Source organism: Paenibacillus sp. J22R160, assembly GCF_059692135.1.
The window spans coordinates 329,669-350,161 of sequence record NZ_JCAUAU010000003.1; the positions used below are offsets into that span (position 1 = coordinate 329,669).

Genomic DNA, 20,493 nt, shown 5'->3' on the forward strand with positions numbered 1-20,493 from the left:
TTAACTTTCTTCCTTTTTTCGGATTATGAGATGCTCATAGATCGATATTATTTGATTGTAATAGCCTTCAGGAGTATATTCCTTACTTTTATCTAAGCAATTCTCCACAATAATTTTATATTGTGATTCGGTTAAATCTAATAATTTATTAATTTTAACAGCTAATTCTTCAGAATTGCCTTTGTCAAATAAATATCCTGTATTACCTTCTTCAATTAGTTCACTTATTCCACCAACATCTGAACCAATTACTGGAGTTCCACAAGAGTAAGACTCAATGATCGTTAAACCAAACACCTCATGCCACATGGCTGGAATAATTGTTGCTCTACATCTTTGAATTTCAGAGACTAATTCAGTTCCATTTTTAAAACCAAGGAATAATACATTATTTATTTGTTCATCGCTAACTCTTTTTTTTAGTCTCTCCTCATCTGGACCAGTACCAATAATTTTCAAAATCATTGAATTGTCGTCTATTTTTTTTACTGCATCTAATAATATATCAATTCCTTTTTCTGGAGAGAGCCTACCGTAATATACAATACTCCTGTCTCTCTCAAAATCAGGAACTAATCCTTTAGAAAAATTTGTTGTTATAAAATTAGCAAGATGTATTAACTTTTTATTGCAAATTCCAGACTTTAATAGTTGATCATACATAAACTTGCTTGGACATATAATGGTCTCTGTTAGCTCATAAGATTTATTGTATTTGTGGTAATATGCCTCAATGGATAAAAGTAAACTTGACACCCTAGATTCTTTATGGCAGTTATTAACAAAACAATTAATAAATTTACCACTAATACATTTCATACATATTTCATTTTTATTAAATAATTTATAGTTCGGACATATTAATTTATAATCATGTGATGTAAACACAGTAGGAACATTATATTTTTTTAGCGAGTGAAATATGGAAGGTGTTAGTTGATGATAAATTAAATTAACATGAGCAATATCTGGGCGGGTATCCTCAATTAACTTGCATAACTTATTGTATGCCTCTTTTGAGTTAACTAATTTAGCTGCACTTTTGATTTTATTAACTATATCTCCACCTTGCTGATAATCTACATTCTCAATAAAATAGTTCTCATATCTACTTTCCTCATTCTGATTACTCTTCATACTAAATACTATTACTTCATGTCCATTGTCTTCTAACATTTTTTTCAAGCCAAAAAAATATGTTTCACTACCACCTTTAATATAGTAAAATTTATTAATTAGTAAAATCTTCATCTAATCACCTTTATATTCCCTGGATTAGTATATCTAGTTCCTGGATTTTAAGAAACTGTATCTTTTCTTAATAAACAATTAATAAACAATTTTAGTTTTTTAGTTTTTCGGTTAACTTTGCTCAGATTAGATCTTTTGAAAATTAACCAAGTTGCTAATCCATTCTTTGATGAATTCCTACATAGCTCAAACCATTCTTCAAATAGAGCATTCTTAATAAAGTCTATTTTCTCTGGTTCATTAGTTGTTTTAATAAGCTCCTTTTCTAACTTTAAAATATTACTTTCCATTACAATCAAATTATTTAATTTTGTATTAATTACATCAAATATTTCATTTCCAATATCAATATTCATTTTCCTATATATCCTCGAACGAATCTTCGCCGAATTAATTTTTTGTTTCTGATAATGTTTTCTACTTATCCCATTAGGCGATAATCTATATTTCAATAAAATTTCTTGTATATTATAAAACTCTAGTATATTGACCGCCCTATTCCACAAGTCAAAATCTTCTGCGTGCTCATATTCCTTATCATAAAATAAATCGTTCTTCAAAAAATCGTTTTTTCTCAACAAAACTGTTGGATGAATTAGGGAACATCTCAACAGCATATGATATTTTATTTCCTCCGAGGTAGAAGGCATTTTATAAACACTATTCTTATGATAGTTGTGATCAGAAAAGGTTTGTGCCCATCCTCCACAAACTGATATATGTGTATTTTGTTCCATAAAATTCACTTGCTTTTCTAGTCTTTCAGGTACACTAATATCATCGCAATCCATTCTTGCAATATATTTCCCTTGGGCAATATTTAAGCCTTTATTTAATGTTGAAATTAGTTTAATATTCTCACCATTATTTATCAATTTAATTCTAGGATCTCTATAAGATTTTATAACTTTTTCACTATTATCGATTGAACCATCATTTATTATTAAAAGTTCAAAATCCCTAAATGTTTGATTCAAAATACTTTCTATTGCTGCTGCTATATATTTTTCTCCATTATAAACTGGCATTAATACAGTAACTAAAGGCATAATTAGCTCCTTGCCAACTTAACTTTTTGATTATTTTCCGACCAGAATCCCTTGAAATATTCTAGCCTTTTTATTTCTTTTACGTCGTAATCAAGGTGCATAATACTGTCTCTAGCAATTCGAATTCTTTTTGAGTTTTCAACAAAATCGGATATTTTCTCCATATTTTTTAAAATATTATCTTCGGTACTCGGCAATTCTAATAAATAAGAAGGAGTTTCCTCAAAAAAATCCGTATCTTTATAACCTATAATTACTGGCAAACCATATGCAAGGTATTCTCTTCCTTTCAAAGGTGATCCCTCACTCATCTGATTTGCATGCATAGATAAACTACCAATTGCGACATCCATTTCCTCAAGAATAATTTCATAAGATTCCTTATTTAAGAATCCATAACATTTTATATTGTTATTAACACTTGTATAATCTTTAAGAATCTCATCAGTTATTCCGATAAAATGAAATTTATAATTTGGCATCTTGTTAGCCATATAGATTATTTTATCAAGTCCATACCACGTGTAATTTGATGTACCCATAAAAACGAGATTAATACTATTCATCTGGAAGCTCTTCTTATCCTTCCAAACAGGATATTGTTTTAAATCTATTCCGTCACCTATAACAGATATCGGCTTGTTTACCGGTACAATTTTCTTTAATTCATTATTCAAAAGAACAAATGCGTTAACTTTTTTCAATAAATAGCCTCTAGTTAATAAATAAAATAGAGTCCATCTGATTTCGTTTATTTTGAAGGATTTAATTGATATCTTAAGTTTATTTGTTATCTCCGCAACATCATTAGTGTTAATTTCCTGTATCGTAATCCCCTTTTTTCGTTTTAAATTTCTAAATGATTTGGAGTAATGGGAAGTTAATCCTCGCACATAAAATATATCAGGGTCCCATGTTTCTACAGGGTTAAATAGTACCTTAGAAAAATAGAAATCCTTTCTTTTTTTGTATCTAATGATTTCTACAAATGGACTATTAGTAAATTGTTCAGGAGCATTATAATTTTCATGTACAAAGATAAATAGTTTAGAAGTTCCCCCTAATTCATTCCACTTAGAAACTGTATTTATAATTTTCTTGTTAACTCCATCATATTTAGGGGAGGGATCGTTTACAATATATGCAATTTTCATGAATATTACACCTCCAAATTGTTAATTAAAATTTAGATTTTACATTAATATCTAGTTGTTCACTATTTAATATACTTATCTTTTTTTCTACAAAATAATTTGATCGCGTGGTATCAGCTAAAATCACTTTATGTTCTTTGTAAATAATAAGTGGAATACTGTATAGGAAAATTGTAAGCATTTCATAATTAAGAATGCTATCCATCATACAAGCAATTATCGCTGCAATAATAAATCCTATCATTTTTTTATCTGATTTATATAATCTCAACAATATAAGCAAAATAAAAATTGTAAATAATGCCCCTCCAATAAAACCATTTTTCATAAATTCATTAAGAAATTGATTATGTGCATTAGTAAAAGCTGCCGAACCATAGAAATTGGTAAAAAGATAGTTCTCTTTTTTAATCAAAACTACGCCATACGGATTTGCATGTATGAAATCAATCGCTGATTGCCAAATATACCTTCTAGCTCCAAGGCTAGCAACATCTCTTTCAGCACTAAGTAATGTGTAGCCTTCTTTGGATGTTAAAATAATCAGTGCAAAAAATAGTGGATAACTAAATCTTTTTATTAATTTATTATTATTAGATAAATTAAATAAAAAGAATATCATCATTAGACTAGAAAATAAAACTGTTATAGAATTTGAAAAGTATATATTAATTAATTGTAGAAGGACAAATAATGTTTTAAGTTTTTTACTTAACTTATTATTTAAAATGATAAAGATAATACCTATCATGCAAAAAAAAGCATATTTTGATTTATGCGACATAAACCAGGATAATCTAGGTTCATTAAATTCGTTTATATATTCAGATGTTGGAGTGAAGTTTATAGATAATGATGATATAGATACTTGCAGTCGACTGTATCCAAATATAAATAATACAAGAGCTAGAATGGAACAACTGATAAAGATTATAGTGGCAAAGTGAATCAACTCTTGCTTAATATCCATACCCTGATATCTTTTTAAATCTAATGAGAGGAAGATAAATGTTATATAAGGAATAATATCGATAATAACCTGTGGTGTATCAGAAACATCAAAATAATAAGCGTTTATTAAGGCGAACATTATATAAAACATAATAATCAGATATATCAACATTTCGAAACGACTAATTTTTATTGTAATACGTTTCACAGATGTATTTATTATAAATGAAGCAATATATACAATGCTGAGCATAGTAGAAGAATATATAACGAACTCATTTTCGCTACCAATCTGCCTATTGATAATTATTCCAAAAGTAAATAATAATAATAATTTTAAAATCATTACATACATATGATTCTCCCTTTTACATACTTTTAACTTATCAATGTATCGGAATAAACAGCTCACATTATTGCCCAACTAGAAATTAGTAAAACTAAAAAAGTGTTTTATTTTTACTTCTTTTCCAGGGAATTTTTTTGAAGTGAGTATTCCATGTTTAGATCGCCAGTAACACATCTCATTTGCTAGCTATAAAATTGACTTTATTGCTAATGTAATACTTTTTAAAATAATAATTATTAACAAATATAGTTATAAAATAAGTAAATGTATTAGCAATCGCTGAACCAATCATGCCATACTGTCTTATTAGTAATAAGTTTAATATCAAATTTATACTAAAAGACCATAGACTTACATAAAAATTAAGATCAATTCTCCCAATGCTCATTAATGTAATTCCTTTGGGCGAGTATAAACTCCAGAACACCAATCCCAACAGCAAAATTTTGAAATAATTAATTGCTAAATAATATTTACTTCCAAAAACCACAGGTATAAAAACTGGAATGATAAATAAAGCTAGTAGTGCTATTATAGTAATAATTAACGTCATTCTCTTCTGATATACATTAAGAACCTCAATGAGCTTATCAATATTATTAGATTGTTCAGATAGATAAGGAACCATAATTTGGTTTAAAGTTGAAGGAACCATCATTAAGGTACTAATAATTAATTGCGCGATGCTATAATATCCTATTTGCTGCTTATCAACACCTAGGTAGTTTGCAATAATAATATTTAGAGAAATTATTAACTGACCTAATAAATTAGCTAAAAATGCAAATCCCCCAATATTAAACAGCTTTATTGTTTCATGCATATTTAGTTTTGAAGATTTAAATGCTCTTAGCTCACTTTTAATTAACGGTACTAGGAGTACAAAAGTCAGCACATTTGAAACTACTATTCCTACTACATAGCCCATAAACCCAAATATATATGCAAGTATAGAACTCACTAATAGTACCAGTATTCTCGATACGCTTTGCACTTTAGACATTGCTTTAATGTTTTTCTGAGCTTGAAGATAAGAAATTGTCAAGCCACTAATAACTAAGAAAGGTAATTGAATAATGTAAACCTGCATTGCAATATTTATAGATGATTCATTTGAAAGCACACCGAGGTTTGACAAAAGGTAGACAATTATTACAACTACAATTGAAATTAATAGATTTAATTTTATTCCTACATTAAATAGTTTGTATTTCTTTTGCTGTCCTATATTCTCAGAACAATATCTAAGAATAGCTGTGTTTATCCCAAGTGTTGCAATAATTAATATTATTCCTAAAAAAGATTGCAGAACTCTTATACCGCCAATGTCCTCAATAGAAAGAAATCTTGTTAAGAATATCTGCCCTCCGAATCCAGCAACCTGAAGTAAAATATTAGCGGATAATAGGTGAAGGAAACCAACATTCAAAATTTTTTTAAAGACTAGTTTTATTTTATTTTGGATTTTTTTTATATTTAAAATTATTTCCTTTATCTCCATTTCCCTTCCCCTTTGAGGAGTTCACATGAATTCTCACTACTTCCATATTAATTCCCTTGTATACTTCTAATACTTTCTCAGCATTGTCTTCTATATGGATATTCATAACTTTTGCTTTTTCTTCCTCATAATTATCAAGGATTCTTATTGTTTTATTATATAAATCGTCTATATCTCTTGACCTAAAGAGAGTAGTTCCTTCCGGTCTATTGCATACATCACTTGCGATAGATGGGACATTAAAAAAAATGGCTTCTGCAATTGAAATGCCATAACTATCCGTATTTGTTGGTCTTATAAACAAATGCGACTTTTTTAAAATCGGATATAATTCTGAGTTTTCCACTTCATATATATATATATCATTCTGCAAATTACTTTTAGATATTACTTCTTTTAATTCATTATAGTAACTACGTTCCTCGTTCGTTTGATATTCTTGTGCTAGTAAAGCAAATATTAGATTTACATTTCTGTTGTTTTCTTTCAATTTCTCAACTAATTTAATTAATAGATCTAATCCATATAAATCTTGTTGGTTATGAAATCTAATATTTCCATTTGCTGAAATCAAAATATTCGAATCAGAAATATAATTCCAAACTTCTTTGGGTATATCACTATTATCTATAAGATTATCATCTGGATTTAAATAAGGTGGAATTACAACAATTTTTCCTTCATCAACATACTTAGCCAACTTAATTCTTTCATTCTCACCCACACATATAAATTTATCTATTCTTTTAATAGAAAATTTAAAAAGAAACTTTTTAAATACATTATATTGTTCCGGATAATCTCTGAAACTATGATATGTTAGTATAATATTAAAATTTAATAGCTTCGATAGCAGTATTAATGGAGTTATTAACCTAAAATTACGATCATGAAAATGAAGTACATCGTATTTTTCCTTCCAAATTGTTAATAAAATTTCATTTGTTTTTCTAAGCCATCCTCTAGATATATTATCTGAGTAAACATGAATATCGCATCCTGCTTTTTCTAAAAATTGATGCAATCTTTTTAAATGGACAGACCTCCCACCATATGGAGAAGGGTACGTTCCAAATAAAGCTATTTTCATTTTCTTACCTCCTCATAACAGTTTCATTCTAGTGAAAATATGTGAATTATTAATAATAACAACTATTTTCTTTGATTTCAGCTTTATTCCATATTGGAAGGAAACATAAGATTCTTCAATAAATGAATCTTTATCTGTAATAAGTTGCATTTTCACGCCTTTATTATTTAGAATAAAACCTTTATCATTTTTTTCGAGTATCACATCAGGATGTAAATTGAAAATCATGCGATATTCTCCAGCCTGATTACCCAGTAGTTGATCTTGTATTTCAAGATAATTCTCAAATAATGAGAACATTCTTTTATGAGTAATTCCTAATTTTTCTTTATATCCATGATGTCTCCCAACAAAACATGTATCATCAAATTTCTCACATATAGAAAAAGTCTGCTCTTTCATATAAAATAAATTATAGATATCAAAATCATTTTGTTCACATTGGTCTATTTTTATCGTATTATGCATTTCCGTAGACCTAAATTGATTCCTCATTTTATAATTAGCTGTATAGATATATGAGCCTGGATCAATAATAAAATCCCTTTCATTAACATTTAATTCAAAACTTAGTTGATCATTATGGCTGTGCCAACCTTCTCCCCTAACAGATAACTCCCCACATCTTATGCTGCAGTACATATTTTCATTTCGAAGAATGTAATAACCGCCATCTTTATAATCTTTAGATTTTAACAAAACAGATGATTCAACGAGATCCTTATAATTTCCTGTTATCCATAAAGCATCCTCTTTATATTTTCTTCCAAAACACCTATAATCATCTCGATCGAAGAATTCCCCCGCAATAGCCAATAAATGTCTATAGTCATTCCTTTCCCAAGACGCATAGTTGGAACAGATCAACAGCCTTCCGTCATCTGCATCTCCAATAATAGGAGATAGACCATTTGGTTTCGTAATATCCACAATGAAATCACACATTTTTTCTAACCTAGCTACAAAGTTATTAGAAAAATAAATCTTGTTTACACTACATAATATGGTAGTTAGTAAAAATAACTCAGTAACAAGACGGTGATAGGAAGTAGAAGCCTCGAAATTAGTTCCATCTTCATTTACTTGAATAAACATTTCACGTTCTAATTCACTCAAAGCAAAACTCATCCATATTTGCGGGTTGTTTCCTCTATGGTTAGATTGAGCTTTATAGCCTTGGAAATAGACCCCCAGCCAAATCAGCCCGATTAAATCAGATATGTAGTGATTACCATTAATAGTGCTGTTTCTCTCCAAATTTTCCATTATGAATCTCCCATGCAAGTATAAACTTTTATTTAACATAGTCCAAAAAGTTTTACTTATTGATGGAGAATTTTTAAAAAAATGGTATCCCACTATCCAATTAACAGCTCGTATTGCAACATCCATTGCACAAGTCCAGTTAACTGACATTTCGACAGGATTCATTTCAATCCAGTCTTTTATTTCTTGCATAAATTCAATAGCATACTTCTCATTATTTGTTATCAGATATGCCTTACCCAAAGTAAAAACGTGTTGAAATCTTGATAATTCCCAAGGAATTTTCACATCAGAATTATTATTTAAATCAACAACCTTTATTTTTTTATAATATTTATTTTTCCATATAAAATTGCTTTTAAAATCTTTGTTCCAAGGTAACTTTTCACCAAGGTAAATTTCATTTGATCCAAGTAGATTAAAAATATGCAAACATATTCTATCAGCATCTTGAATAATCGTCTCACTCAAGTTGTCTATCTCAAATATCTTACTTACATAGAAATCTTTTTTATCTGCATCGATTAAAAATTTACAATCGGTGCTAAATCTATGAAAATGTTGATCATCAAGTGTTATTGGTATATATCTTCTCGTTTGACTTTTTATCGGTAACATTAATTTCGTGCCAATTTTGCCCATCAATACATCTAGAGGCATGTTTTTTGCCTTCTTAATTTTATTAGATAAGTCTACCATTTCTTCCTCCATGGACTGAAAAACTTACTCAAAAAAACCTCTTGTATCGATTACAATTTTCTCTTTCAATAAACTTTTATCAATATTATTGAAAAAGTGATGATTTACCAATAGCAGCACTATGTCTGAAGCTTTGATAGCTTCTTCAGTTGCCATTAATTGAATATTGTCTTCCAGCAATTCTTTCGGCAAACGATTTATATGAGGTTCCACAACATTCAATTTACCAACATTCAGTTTAGATAAGTGGTGCACAATCTCGACTGACGGACTCTCCCTTAAATCATCAATGTTTGCCTTAAAAGAAAGACCCAGACATGCAATAACTGGCTCCTTAAATCGTTCTGCTTTCGCTTTTACTTTCTCTACAACATATCCTGGTTTATAGTCATTAACAACACGAGCTGTCTGAATTAACTTAGCTTGCTCAGGAGCTGCATCTACAATAAACCATGGATCCACTGCGATACAATGTCCCCCTACACCTGGACCAGGTTGTAAAATATTTACTCTGGGATGATGATTTGCTAAACGAATAAGCTCCCATACATTAATATCCAAGTGATCACAAATCATAGATAACTCATTAGCAAATGCAATATTAACATCCCTGAATGAGTTTTCTGTAAGTTTTGCCAGTTCTGCCGTTCTCGCGTTAGTCTCTAGTATTTTTCCATTTACAAACTGACGATAAAATTCAACTGTTTTAGTTGTAGAAGGTTGATCAATTCCGCCGATAATCCGATCATTATCAACTAATTCTTTAAGAATATGTCCTGGCAGTACTCGCTCTGGGCAATGAGAAACGTAAAATCTATCGCATTGCAAATTCGCGTCTCGTGAAACTGTCAACTCTGGTCTTTCTTCCAATATCCATTGAGCTACTTTTTCGGTAGTACCTACCGGACTAGTAGACTCCAAAATAACTAAGTCATCTGCCTTGATATAAGGAGCAATTGATCTAGTAGCACTTTCAACATATGTTAAATCAGGTTTAAATCCATCTTTAAAAGGCGTTGGTACTGAAATAATAAATATGTCAGCCTCTTCAGGCTGCGTTGACGCTTTAAGCTTACCACTTTGTACTGCAGCTTTAACCAGAATGTCCAGATCTGGTTCATAAATATGAACCTGTCCATTGTTAATCATATTGACTGCACTTTCATTAACATCTACGCCGTGAACATTATATCCCTTGGTTGCTAGTAAGCTTGCTGTAGGTAAACCAATATACCCCAATCCTATTACACATATTTTTGAATTATTCATGTGATACTTCACTTATCCTCTCACTAAAATGCATCTTTCGAACCAAATAAAACAAAAAATGTCTTGAAAATTATTTTAAACTCGAGAAGGATACTTTTTTTATTTATATACTCCAAATCCAACTCAACCATCTGTTCAAAGCCCACTTTATTTCTCCCATTAACCTGCCACAGTCCCGTGCAACCTGGTGTGACCAATAAACGCTGTTTGTGGTAACTACTGTACCTTTCTACTTCACGAACAAGCGGAGGTCTAGGCCCAACAAGACTCATATCACCTTTCAAAACATTCCAGAGTTGAGGAAGCTCATCTATGCTTGATTTCCGTATAAACTTACCGATTTTAGTGACCCGTGGATCTTCTTTTATTTTGAACATGTGTCCTTCAATCTCGTTCTTAGCTAGAAGTCCCTCAAAAAGCTCCTCTGCGTTGCTAACCATAGATCTAAATTTATACATTTTAAATAACTTCTCATGTTTGCCCACTCGCTGTTGGTAGAAAAACACAGTTCCCTTTGGATCTTCAAGTTTTATAAGTACCGCAGTTATAAGAAATAATGGGAATAACAAAAGCATGCCAGTACAAGCACCCACAATGTCTATTAAGCGCTTAGTCAACAAGTACAAAGTATTCGGGCTTTCTATTACTTTTATATATCTCTTATTAGTCCTTTTGTAATATTGGTTATTTTCTAGTAAGGGTGTATCATTAGATAGATTCGGCATTTAATCCCTCCTACCCAATAGCATGGGGCAACGTTTCTCGTTGAATAATTTTATTTATTTCTTGAAGTAACGGGATTCTAAGCTCATCATTTTTTAGAGCAAATTCTAACGAAGTAAGAATAAATCCGAGTTTCTCACCTACATCATAGCGAGTGCCAGTAAAATGATAAGCATACACGTTTTGTATTGCGTTTAGTTTACTGATGGCATCTGTTAGTTGAATTTCTCCCCCAGCTCCTGTTTCCTGAAGCTCAAGAAAATCAAAGATTTCAGGAGTAAGAATGTAACGTCCCATTATTGCTAAATTAGAAGGCGCTGTTCCATATGCCGGCTTTTCTACTAAGTTTCGGACATGATATAAATTTTCTTCTTTACTAATGGGGTCAATAATGCCATATCTTTTAGTTTCTTGATCAGTTACTGGCTGCACACCGATCACAGACGATTGAGTGATTTCATATTGTTTCATGAGTTGTTTTAAGCAAGGGGTGCTAGCACTTACGATATCATCCCCTAATAAAACGGCAAAAGGCTCATTTCCAATAAAACGGCGTGCACACCATACAGCATGACCTAATCCTTTGGCTTCTTTTTGTCGAATATAATGAATTTCAACTTTAGCTGGTCTTAATATCTCTTCAAGAAGTTGAAGCTTTCCTTTTTCCGCTAAGTTATATTCAAGTTCAAACGCGTTATCAAAATGATCTTCAATAGCCCGCTTCCCTTTACCTGTAACGATGATAATATCCTCAATGCCTGATTCAACAGCCTCTTCAACGATGTATTGAATGGTAGGCTTATCAACAATGGGAAGCATTTCCTTAGGCATCGCTTTGGTTGCTGGCAAGAATCTTGTCCCTAAGCCTGCTGCAGGTATAATTGCTTTTCTTACCTTCCCCTTCATGTGTATCCCTCCATTTTTATCTATTTATTTAAAGAATTAAAAAAACCAGGCATGTTGTCTTCCATGAAAACAACACGACTCGTTTTTTTAATAAAAATAAGGGCATTGAACCCCACCTCACCCCACACCATCGATGATAAACATCTAAGGTGACAAGCACCCACAGCATGGACGAGTATCTACAGTGATAGAGGTTCAGTAGATATTACCTGAAAGTAACTACATTTGTACTACTGTGAAATGTTCAATAACTTCCAACCTATTTACTCTCACCATAGTAGTAATAGTATGAATCTTTGTTTTTTCTATCTACGTTGTTAAGAACAACTCCAAGTATTCTAGCCCTTACATTGTCAAGATTTTGTTTCGCTTTTAGTGCAGCGTCTCTTTTCACTTTGTCAGAATCGATAACCAATATGACGCCATCAGCACGGGTGGCTATGATCTGAGAATCAGTTACTGCAATTGCAGGCGGGGCATCGATAAGAATAATATCGAATTGCTGCCTTAACTCCTCTAACACACCTATCATTTTTTTAGATGAAAGAATTTCTGATGGGTTAGGCGGAATTGGACCCGATGTAATAATGCTTAAATTCTTTATAGATGTATCCTGCAAAACTTCAAGAATGGATAACTGATTTGTTAACAAATTGGTAAGCCCCCAACGGTTGGAAACTTGCAATGTATGATGCATCGTTGGTTTTCTTAGATCCGCATCTATAATTAATACGTTCTTGTCTGCTTGAGCATAAGCTACTGCAAGGTTAACTAGTGTAGTCGATTTACCCTCTCCAGGTCCTGCGGAGGTTATCATTAGCACTTTTAATTCTTCATCGATCGATGAAAATTGGATATTGGTTCTTAGTGTTCGATACGCTTCAGAGATGGGTGATTTTGGATTTTGATGGGTGATAATCGGTCTCTTATTGGTTGAGTTTGACACGTGATGGCTCCCCTACCCTTTGTTCAACTGTATTCTTACTACTTTGACTTTGAAAATCTTCCGACCTCATCTTCGTAATCATCGTTAAGGTTGGCAGCCCCAGATACTGCTGCACTTCTTCCTCTGTTTTTAATTTATCGTCCAAGAATTCAAGCAAAAAGGCTATTCCTAAACCAAGCATGAGGGATACAACAAAACTAATGGCAATGTTTAAGTTTTTATTCGGCTTTACCGGTATTGGTTGATCGATATTTTTCGCTTCATTCAACAGTGAGATATTATCCACTTTCATAATCTTAGGTATTTCACTTTGAAATACTTTAGACACGGCATTCACAATGTTTGCAGCTCGTTCATACGAAGCATCTTGAACGATCAGGGTCATAACTTGTGTATTATTAACCGAGCTGACTTTTACGGTCTTGACTAAATTCTCGGCACTTATTTTCAATTCCGGGTAATCCGTGACTACCTTGTCCATAATTCTAGGGGTTTTAATAATTTCCTTATATGTATCAATCAGTCTAATATTCAAATTTACTGTATTAATGTCGACTTGGGATAAACCAACTTGATCATTCGATTTATTAACGATTAGCTTCGTTGATGCCTCGTAAACCGGCTGCATAAAAAAGTAACTAATAACACCTGTTGTAATCGTTGCTAGTAAAACAATTGTGACTATCATCCACACCCTTTTTTGAACAATTTTTATATAATCCCTTAAATCCAGTTCCATTCCGTTCCCTCCATATCTGTTCTGTCTATATGTGCCGGTATTTGCGAAAATTCAAGGAACCCCCCTCTAATTCGAGAGGAGGATTCCTCCATTTGCTTATTTATTCAATAAACGATAAATTACTACTGCTGCTTGAGCACGAGTCGAATTTGCATTAGGATTGAAAACATTGCCCTCTTCACCAATAATGATTCCTTCGCTTGCTGCAAGTGCAACGCCATTTTTCAAAGAGCTGTTAATCTCGTTTGCGTCAGTAAATCCTTTAAGAGCTTCATCAACCTTCGCTGGAGCCATAGATACTCCTTTGAGCGATAGCGCTCTGGAAGACATAACTGCCATTTCAGCACGTGTAATTTTCCCAGTCGGATCAAACTTACCTGCTTCTTTCCCGTTCACAATGCCACTCTTAACAGCAGAAGCAACATAGACTTTGTACCAATCCGCATCGCTTACATCATCAAAGTCTTCCGTTGCATTGGCTTTTTCTAAGGAGAACGTTTTGACGATCATTTTCGCGAATTCGGCGCGTGTCACGAATCCATTTGGATCGAAGGCTTTTTCAGCACGCCCTTCTAAAATTCCTTTCGCAGCTGCGACTTGAATTTGTCTGCCTGCCCATGCTTTAACAGAAGCTGTATCTTCGAAAGACACTTTATTCTCGACTACGGTATACGTGGAGAAGGAGTTACGCAGACCTTTTAACGACCCATTTCCGTAGCTTCCACCGTAAAATTCTAATTTCCCGTCTACAATTTTGGCCAGTGACAACAATTCGGTATCGAATTGATTGCCGTTAGGTACCGGAATCGTCACTTCAACAGGTTTACTAAAGCTTTCTACTTTACTGCCGCCTGATGCAAATTCAAATTCATATACACCAGATGCCACAGGCAGTTGTGTTACACTCGTTGCGACAGACGAATCTTGATTAGTCACTTTAAGTGTTGTATCCGCACCGAATTCAGAAGGGCTTACCGCAAGTGAAAGTCCGTTCATGGAAATCGCGATTGTATCTACCCCATTTGCGATTGCAGCCGCTAACAGGTCTTTCGCTAACGGAATTTCTGTTGTTTTGGCAGTAATGGCTCCGAAATCAAGGGTAAGCTGAATTTTTGCTTCCTTCGCGTCCGGATTCAATGCTTTCAATTGGTCATTAAGCGCTTTGGCTTGTGCTGCAATGTCCTTCAGCTTGCTTACGAGTTCAGACACATTTAATTGCGGCTTTGCAGTGTCGCCTTGGATCGTAATTAGAGATTTAAGTTCTAAGGTTGCTAATTGTTTAATGGCATTTTCAACTTTGGTTTGAGCTTCCTTGAAGATCTCTTGCTTTCTATCTTCGGTTGCCCCGTTTAGTTCCTTCAATAGGCTGCCTAAATCTGGTTTTGTGGGATCAGTTGTAGCAGGCGGAGGTGTGACACCGCCACCGCCACCACTAGGACCTGTGCCAGGACTCGTGCTAGGAGGCGATAACGTTAATGCGTCCTTAGAAATATAGAGCAATAAGCCTAATTTCGTATCTCGCACTTCTATCTTTGCGGAGGCTTGGGTAGTTCCAGTCAAAACAAATGCTTTAGCAACTCCGTCATATTTAATGCCAGATCCTACAGCACTCCAATTCAGTAAATTCGGAGGCAATGGGTACTCTTGGTTGTTATAAGTCACACTTAGAGAAGGAAATTCCACAGAAGATGTACTTCCGTTGCTTTTTGCATATTTAATTCTGTCACCTAAAAGATATCTCAATCCAGCAGATTCAAAGGCTGTTCTAGCATCTTTGGCAATTGTTGAGTTCGATTGTGCATCGACATAGTTCGCGATTCTGTTTTGTACAGCATTCAGATCACCTAAGGTAATACCGTACTTGTTCAATAATTTAGAAATGAGCAGATCGCTGTGTGCCTCTAATACATCTTTAGTTACAATGTCATTAATTTCTTTTTTGATAGCTTCTGAATCCACTGCGCCACCAATAATGATGACCTCTGCCACTTTTGCCAGAAGCTCATCTTTTTTGCTATTCAAAGCATCAAGTGCTGCTTGTTGGAATGCGATAATGTCACTCTTTTTCAAACCGTCTGGTTCATCAATGCCAGGAAGACCGACCGATGTGAACAGTAAACTGATCGCAATTCGGTTGTTCTCGTCTTGGATCAATTGGTCAATGGAATTAGAGTCTCCTAAAAATAAGTCTAAAGCATTAATAAGTTGTGCAACGGACGCGTATTGCAAAGTTGGAGCATTATCTTTAATTTTGTCCCAGACTTCTGCCGTCAACTCATGCTGTAAGTTCTTATCTGTAATAGGATGATCTTTTGCGTATTGCTTAACTGAATTCACCCTGGCAAGTCCTGCTGCATCTCTAGCTAATTCAGCTTGTAAAGCATTAAGTTGATCTAAAATTGTACTTGCTGAAGCCACGTTAACAGTGAATCCTAGCTTACTTGCCAAGCCTTTCTCACTCAACGGTAGTCCAGCAATAGATGCAAACATCATGCTTGCTGCCAATGTTGTAACAGTTACTTTCTTTTTCATCGTCATGCTAAAATTCACCTCATTTAAATTAGTTAGCTTATATATTTGATTTCCAAAACTGAAACCACTTTGGTTTCGCCCAAACAGGTTGATATCTCTCGATTTCTAGGTCATGGATGATACTGTTTGCGTTATTTTGGAAGGTGTTCACGATATCCATCCCTAGCTTTTCTTGCAATATGTCATAAGCCCCGGCAAGGGCAAAACCTCGATTTGTTGTATTATGAGCATCTGATGAAATGAAATGTGCCAAATGATTTTTGCATAAATCCAGCGATAAGGTCTGAATGAATTTTCCGAAGCTTCCTGTTAGTGAATGAGCTGTTATTTGGGATAAAGCACCAAGCTGAATTAGCTCGAGAAGTTTCAAGGGATTCTCAGCTATCTCCCGATTTCTCTCTGGATGAGCAATAATAGGTACAATGTTCATTAAGCTCAACTCGTGAAGCAGCTCATGTGTACCTGTTGATATCCGATCAGAAGGGAATTCTAACAACATGTACCGAGAACCATTTAGCGTAGATGTTCTCTTGACTTCAATATCCTCGATTAATCCTCGATATACTCGTACTTCTTGACCGGCAAGTATGCGAAGCGGAATATTCCTTTTTTCAAGTTCTTCTCGAAATAATTTGACACGCAATTCAACAAATTCAATCTCATTTGTAAATTTACCATTCTCATGATGGGGGGTAGCAATGACGGAGTGTATGCCATGTACGACAGCTTGCTTGGCCATCGAAATGGAGTTCTCTAAGTCGCAGGACCCATCATCAACACCCGGTAGTATATGACTATGTATATCAATCATTAGGAACCTCATTCTGCTACAAAATAGTAAATAGGCACAAAATAAGACAATTAACAACATCTTTTTTACTGATACTCTCTGCATTTTAGCATATTTGCTATATCCTGCCTACAGCAAACAGTAGGAAATTTGAACTACTATCAGAACTTAATCAGAACTTTATTTATTCTTTATCAAATAAATAATCGAAATAATATTTCGAAATTTCCAATGAATCTATCCTATATAAATGACTAAAGGCCTATTTCAAACATAATATCCGACGTTCCACCTTTATTCGACATCAAATGACATTATGTGCTACTTTCATAGGGTCGAATACGCCCTTATAATTGTCAGATTAATCTACCTATTAAAGCCGCTTCTATTCCACCTAGAGGTATTGTAGATTAAAAATGCCCCAATTTATTGTTCACAAAATTGAGGCTTGCTTTATTGAAAGTTTAAAAACCAACTATTTCTTCCGAATATTCATAAGATCGCAAAGCCCAATAAAAAAAACAATGATCGTCGTCATGACAATAAATCGAAAATCCCACGCATTGGGGAATTCATTCACTTGGGTTCCGGTTACACGCAAAATGATTACGAATAAGAGGAGAAGCAAATCAAAAAACATACAATACGCCATACGCGCTGAAAGCTTGTGGAGGGGAAGTTTGTCCATCATCCTGCCAAATCCGAAAAGATCTGATGATTTGTTCGGTTCATTGGATTTATTCTGGGGGGAATTGTCCTTTGGAGGTTCAGTGTTCGGCTTTTGTTCGACTGTCATCCTTTTTTACAGATCGTTGAGTGCCCTCGTTGACTTCCAGCACATCCAACCACATTAGTATGGCTGCGCCGAAACAAAATACTATTAAGCATATCCCCCCATAATTCGATAATATATTCATTTCCCATGTCATGAGCACAGCCATAAAGCTTACAAAAAACAAGAAAACAATCCCCGTCTTTTTCATGAAGTTCCCTTTCATTGTCTGTTACACCTCCCTTACTAGAAGTTAAAATAGTATATGATAGATTGATAGATTCCGTGTTCCCATTTACCAAATAGATACAGGCATAGCTACCATCAGCTATTGGCCCCTTTACGTGACAAAGTTGTACTCGGGATGAGCACATCGATGCCGCGGCTATCGCACCATGAGAAGAGGGGAAGAGTATTGGTTAAGCCCTGCTCCACTCTCCAGCCCAAACAAAAAAGCCCGAAGCGTCATCAGCGCCTCAGGCTTAAAAATCTTATTATCTGTTCAGCAAGCTCCCCACATAACGCAGCAATTCATTGGCGCATACTGGGCAATACCCGTGCTCATCAATTAACTGCTTCGTAACATCGTTGATCTTCTTCAGCTGCTTCTCATCCGGCGTTTTGGACGATGTCGTAATCTTCACGATATCTTTCAGATCAGCAAACAGCTTCTTCTCGATGGCTTCACGCAGGCGTTCGTGACTGCTGTAATCGAATTTCCGGCCCTTGCGGGAATAGGAGGAAATACGGATCAGAATTTCTTCACGGAACGCTTTTTTCGCATTTTCGGAAATGCCGATTTGTTCCTCGATCGAACGCATCAGGCGCTCATCTGGATCCATCTCCTCACCGGTGAGCGGATCCTTGATTTTGCCCCAGTTGCAGTAAGCCTCAATATTATCGAGATAGTTGTCGAAAATGGTTTTGGCTGACTCTTCGAAGGAATAAACGAAGGCCTTCTGCACTTCTTTCTTGGCAATATCATCGTACTCTTTGCGCGCGACGGAAATGAAGTTCAGATACCGCTCACGCTCATCCTTCGTAATCGACGGATGCTGATCCAAGCCATCTTTCAGAGCACGCAGCACATCTAGCGCGTTAATGCACTGAAGATCCTGCCTAATCAGAGCGCTCGAAATCCGGTTGATCACATAACGCGGATCGATACCGCTCATGCCTTCTTCTTGGAATTCATTTTGCATTTCTTTCAGATCGGCTTCTTTGTAGCCTTCGACGACTTCGCCGTCGTACATCCGCATTTTTTTGACCAAATCCATCCCTTGCTTCTTCGTTTCCTTCAGACGGGTCAGGATGGAGAAGATCGCTGCCACACGCAGCGAGTGCGGGGCTGTGTGAATGTGCGACATATCGCTCTGTCCGATGAGCTTATAGTAAATTTTCTCTTCATCGGATACCCGAAGGTTATACGGAATTGGCATGACAATCATCCTGGATTGCAACGCCTCATTCTTCTTATTGGCAATAAATGATTTGTACTCCGTTTCGTTCGTATGAGCAACGATGAGCTCGTCGGCACTGATGAGTGCGAAGCGTCCCGCTTTGAAATTCCCCTCTTGCGTAAGTGAGAGCAGGTTCCAGAGGAACTTCTCATCGCACTTCAGCATTTCCTGGAATTCCATGATCCCACGGTTGGCCTTGTTGAGCTCCCCATCGAACCGGTAAGCACGAGGATCGGATTCGGAACCAAACTCCGTTATCGTCGAGAAATCGATACTTCCTGTCAGATCGGCGATATCTTGTGATTTGGGATCCGAAGGGCTAAAGGTCCCGATACCGACACGACCTTCCTCTGAAACAAACACACGCTCCACCATGACGTCTTCAATGCAGCCGTTAAATTCGGTTTTCAACCGCATTTGGCAGGAAGGACATAAGCTTCCTTCGATTTTCACATTTAGCTCTCGCTCGATCTCGGGACGCAGTTCCATCGGAATGAGATGAAGCGGTTCCTCGTGCATCGGGCACCCTTTGATCGCGTAGACGGCCCCCAAATCCGTTTTGGCAAACTGCTCTAATCCACGTTTTAGCATAGTCACAATTGTGGATTTACCACCGCTTACAGGACCCATTAGCAGCAAAATACGTTTACGAACATCCAATCGACGGGCAGCGGAGTGGAAATATTCTTCTACCAGCTTCTCAATCGCTCGATCCAGACCAAAAATCTCTTGGTTGAAAAATTTGTAAGACTTGTGCCCGGATTGATCATTAATCCCTTGCGAAGCAATCATATCATAGACTCTGGAATGTGCAGTTCTTGCGAGTCCAGGATTTTTGCGAAGCAATTCTATGTACTCCGCGAACGTACCGGTCCAGCTCAATGCATCCTTCTCCGTACGATGCTCCGAAATTCTTTTGAATATGTCCATGGGTACCTCCTTTCACTGCTGCCTTTCAAAATATAGGTCAGCTCGTGATGGTGAATTGTGTACTACAATCCTATGCACCCACAGAAGATAACTTGCCCGAAATTTTTATGAGAATT

At 35.1% G+C, this 20,493-nt stretch carries 16 protein-coding genes; all 16 read right to left on the reverse strand.

Features of this window, described 5'->3' with window-relative positions; all coding sequences use genetic code 11:
* The 16 genes from AC58UW_RS08570 to AC58UW_RS08645 all read right to left on the reverse strand — a co-directional run bounded on the left by AC58UW_RS08570 (nucleotide 1) and on the right by AC58UW_RS08645 (nucleotide 20,377).
* Nucleotides 1-1,251, reverse strand: a complete 1,251-nt coding sequence (locus AC58UW_RS08570) for a glycosyltransferase (protein ID WP_497420269.1) — start codon at nucleotides 1,249-1,251, stop codon at nucleotides 1-3.
* A 47-nt stretch (nucleotides 1,252-1,298) separates the two neighbouring features.
* On the reverse strand, nucleotides 1,299-2,300 hold the full coding sequence (locus tag AC58UW_RS08575; protein WP_497420270.1) for a glycosyltransferase family 2 protein: 1,002 nt from the start codon (nucleotides 2,298-2,300) through the stop codon (nucleotides 1,299-1,301).
* 2 nt (nucleotides 2,301-2,302) lie between these two features.
* Nucleotides 2,303-3,454, reverse strand: a complete 1,152-nt coding sequence (locus AC58UW_RS08580) for a glycosyltransferase family protein (RefSeq protein WP_497420271.1) — start codon at nucleotides 3,452-3,454, stop codon at nucleotides 2,303-2,305.
* 25 nt (nucleotides 3,455-3,479) lie between these two features.
* Nucleotides 3,480-4,760, reverse strand: coding sequence for an O-antigen ligase family protein (locus AC58UW_RS08585; RefSeq protein ID WP_497420272.1), 1,281 nt, complete (start codon nucleotides 4,758-4,760; stop codon nucleotides 3,480-3,482).
* Nucleotides 4,761-4,929: 169 nt separating this feature from the next.
* Nucleotides 4,930-6,255, reverse strand: a complete 1,326-nt coding sequence (locus tag AC58UW_RS08590) for an oligosaccharide flippase family protein (RefSeq protein ID WP_497420273.1) — start codon at nucleotides 6,253-6,255, stop codon at nucleotides 4,930-4,932.
* On the reverse strand, nucleotides 6,209-7,345 hold the full coding sequence (locus AC58UW_RS08595; RefSeq protein ID WP_497420274.1) for a glycosyltransferase family 4 protein: 1,137 nt from the start codon (nucleotides 7,343-7,345) through the stop codon (nucleotides 6,209-6,211). The genes AC58UW_RS08590 and AC58UW_RS08595 overlap by 47 nt, the downstream gene beginning before the upstream one ends.
* A 12-nt stretch (nucleotides 7,346-7,357) precedes the next feature.
* The gene (locus tag AC58UW_RS08600; protein WP_497420275.1) at nucleotides 7,358-9,322 is read right to left on the reverse strand and encodes an alginate lyase family protein; all 1,965 of its coding nucleotides are present in this window, start codon (nucleotides 9,320-9,322) and stop codon (nucleotides 7,358-7,360) included.
* 12 nt (nucleotides 9,323-9,334) lie between these two features.
* Nucleotides 9,335-10,579, reverse strand: a complete 1,245-nt coding sequence (gene wecC, locus AC58UW_RS08605) for a UDP-N-acetyl-D-mannosamine dehydrogenase (RefSeq protein WP_497420276.1) — start codon at nucleotides 10,577-10,579, stop codon at nucleotides 9,335-9,337.
* Nucleotides 10,580-10,602: 23 nt separating this feature from the next.
* Nucleotides 10,603-11,304, reverse strand: a complete 702-nt coding sequence (locus AC58UW_RS08610) for a sugar transferase (protein ID WP_497420277.1) — start codon at nucleotides 11,302-11,304, stop codon at nucleotides 10,603-10,605.
* A gap of 10 nt (nucleotides 11,305-11,314) precedes the next feature.
* Complete coding sequence (galU, locus tag AC58UW_RS08615) at nucleotides 11,315-12,208, reverse strand: UTP--glucose-1-phosphate uridylyltransferase GalU (protein WP_497420278.1); 894 nt, start codon at nucleotides 12,206-12,208, stop codon at nucleotides 11,315-11,317.
* Between the two features lie 259 nt (nucleotides 12,209-12,467).
* The gene (locus tag AC58UW_RS08620) at nucleotides 12,468-13,154 is read right to left on the reverse strand and encodes a CpsD/CapB family tyrosine-protein kinase (protein WP_497420279.1); all 687 of its coding nucleotides are present in this window, start codon (nucleotides 13,152-13,154) and stop codon (nucleotides 12,468-12,470) included.
* Nucleotides 13,135-13,893 carry a YveK family protein gene (locus AC58UW_RS08625; protein ID WP_497420280.1) on the reverse strand — a complete coding sequence of 253 codons (759 nt, stop codon included), beginning with the start codon at nucleotides 13,891-13,893 and terminating at the stop codon, nucleotides 13,135-13,137. Before AC58UW_RS08625 ends, AC58UW_RS08620 begins: the two co-directional genes overlap by 20 nt.
* A 96-nt stretch (nucleotides 13,894-13,989) precedes the next feature.
* Nucleotides 13,990-16,431, reverse strand: coding sequence for an S-layer homology domain-containing protein (locus AC58UW_RS08630; protein WP_497420281.1), 2,442 nt, complete (start codon nucleotides 16,429-16,431; stop codon nucleotides 13,990-13,992).
* Between the two features lie 31 nt (nucleotides 16,432-16,462).
* Nucleotides 16,463-17,296 carry a tyrosine-protein phosphatase gene (locus AC58UW_RS08635; protein WP_497420282.1) on the reverse strand — a complete coding sequence of 278 codons (834 nt, stop codon included), beginning with the start codon at nucleotides 17,294-17,296 and terminating at the stop codon, nucleotides 16,463-16,465.
* A 394-nt stretch (nucleotides 17,297-17,690) separates the two neighbouring features.
* Nucleotides 17,691-18,011 (reverse strand): hypothetical protein, encoded by a 321-nt coding sequence (locus AC58UW_RS08640; RefSeq protein WP_497420283.1) that lies wholly within the window; start codon nucleotides 18,009-18,011, stop codon nucleotides 17,691-17,693.
* A 470-nt stretch (nucleotides 18,012-18,481) separates the two neighbouring features.
* Nucleotides 18,482-20,377 (reverse strand): PrkA family serine protein kinase, encoded by a 1,896-nt coding sequence (locus AC58UW_RS08645; protein WP_497420284.1) that lies wholly within the window; start codon nucleotides 20,375-20,377, stop codon nucleotides 18,482-18,484.
* Between the last annotated feature and the right edge of the window lie 116 nt (nucleotides 20,378-20,493).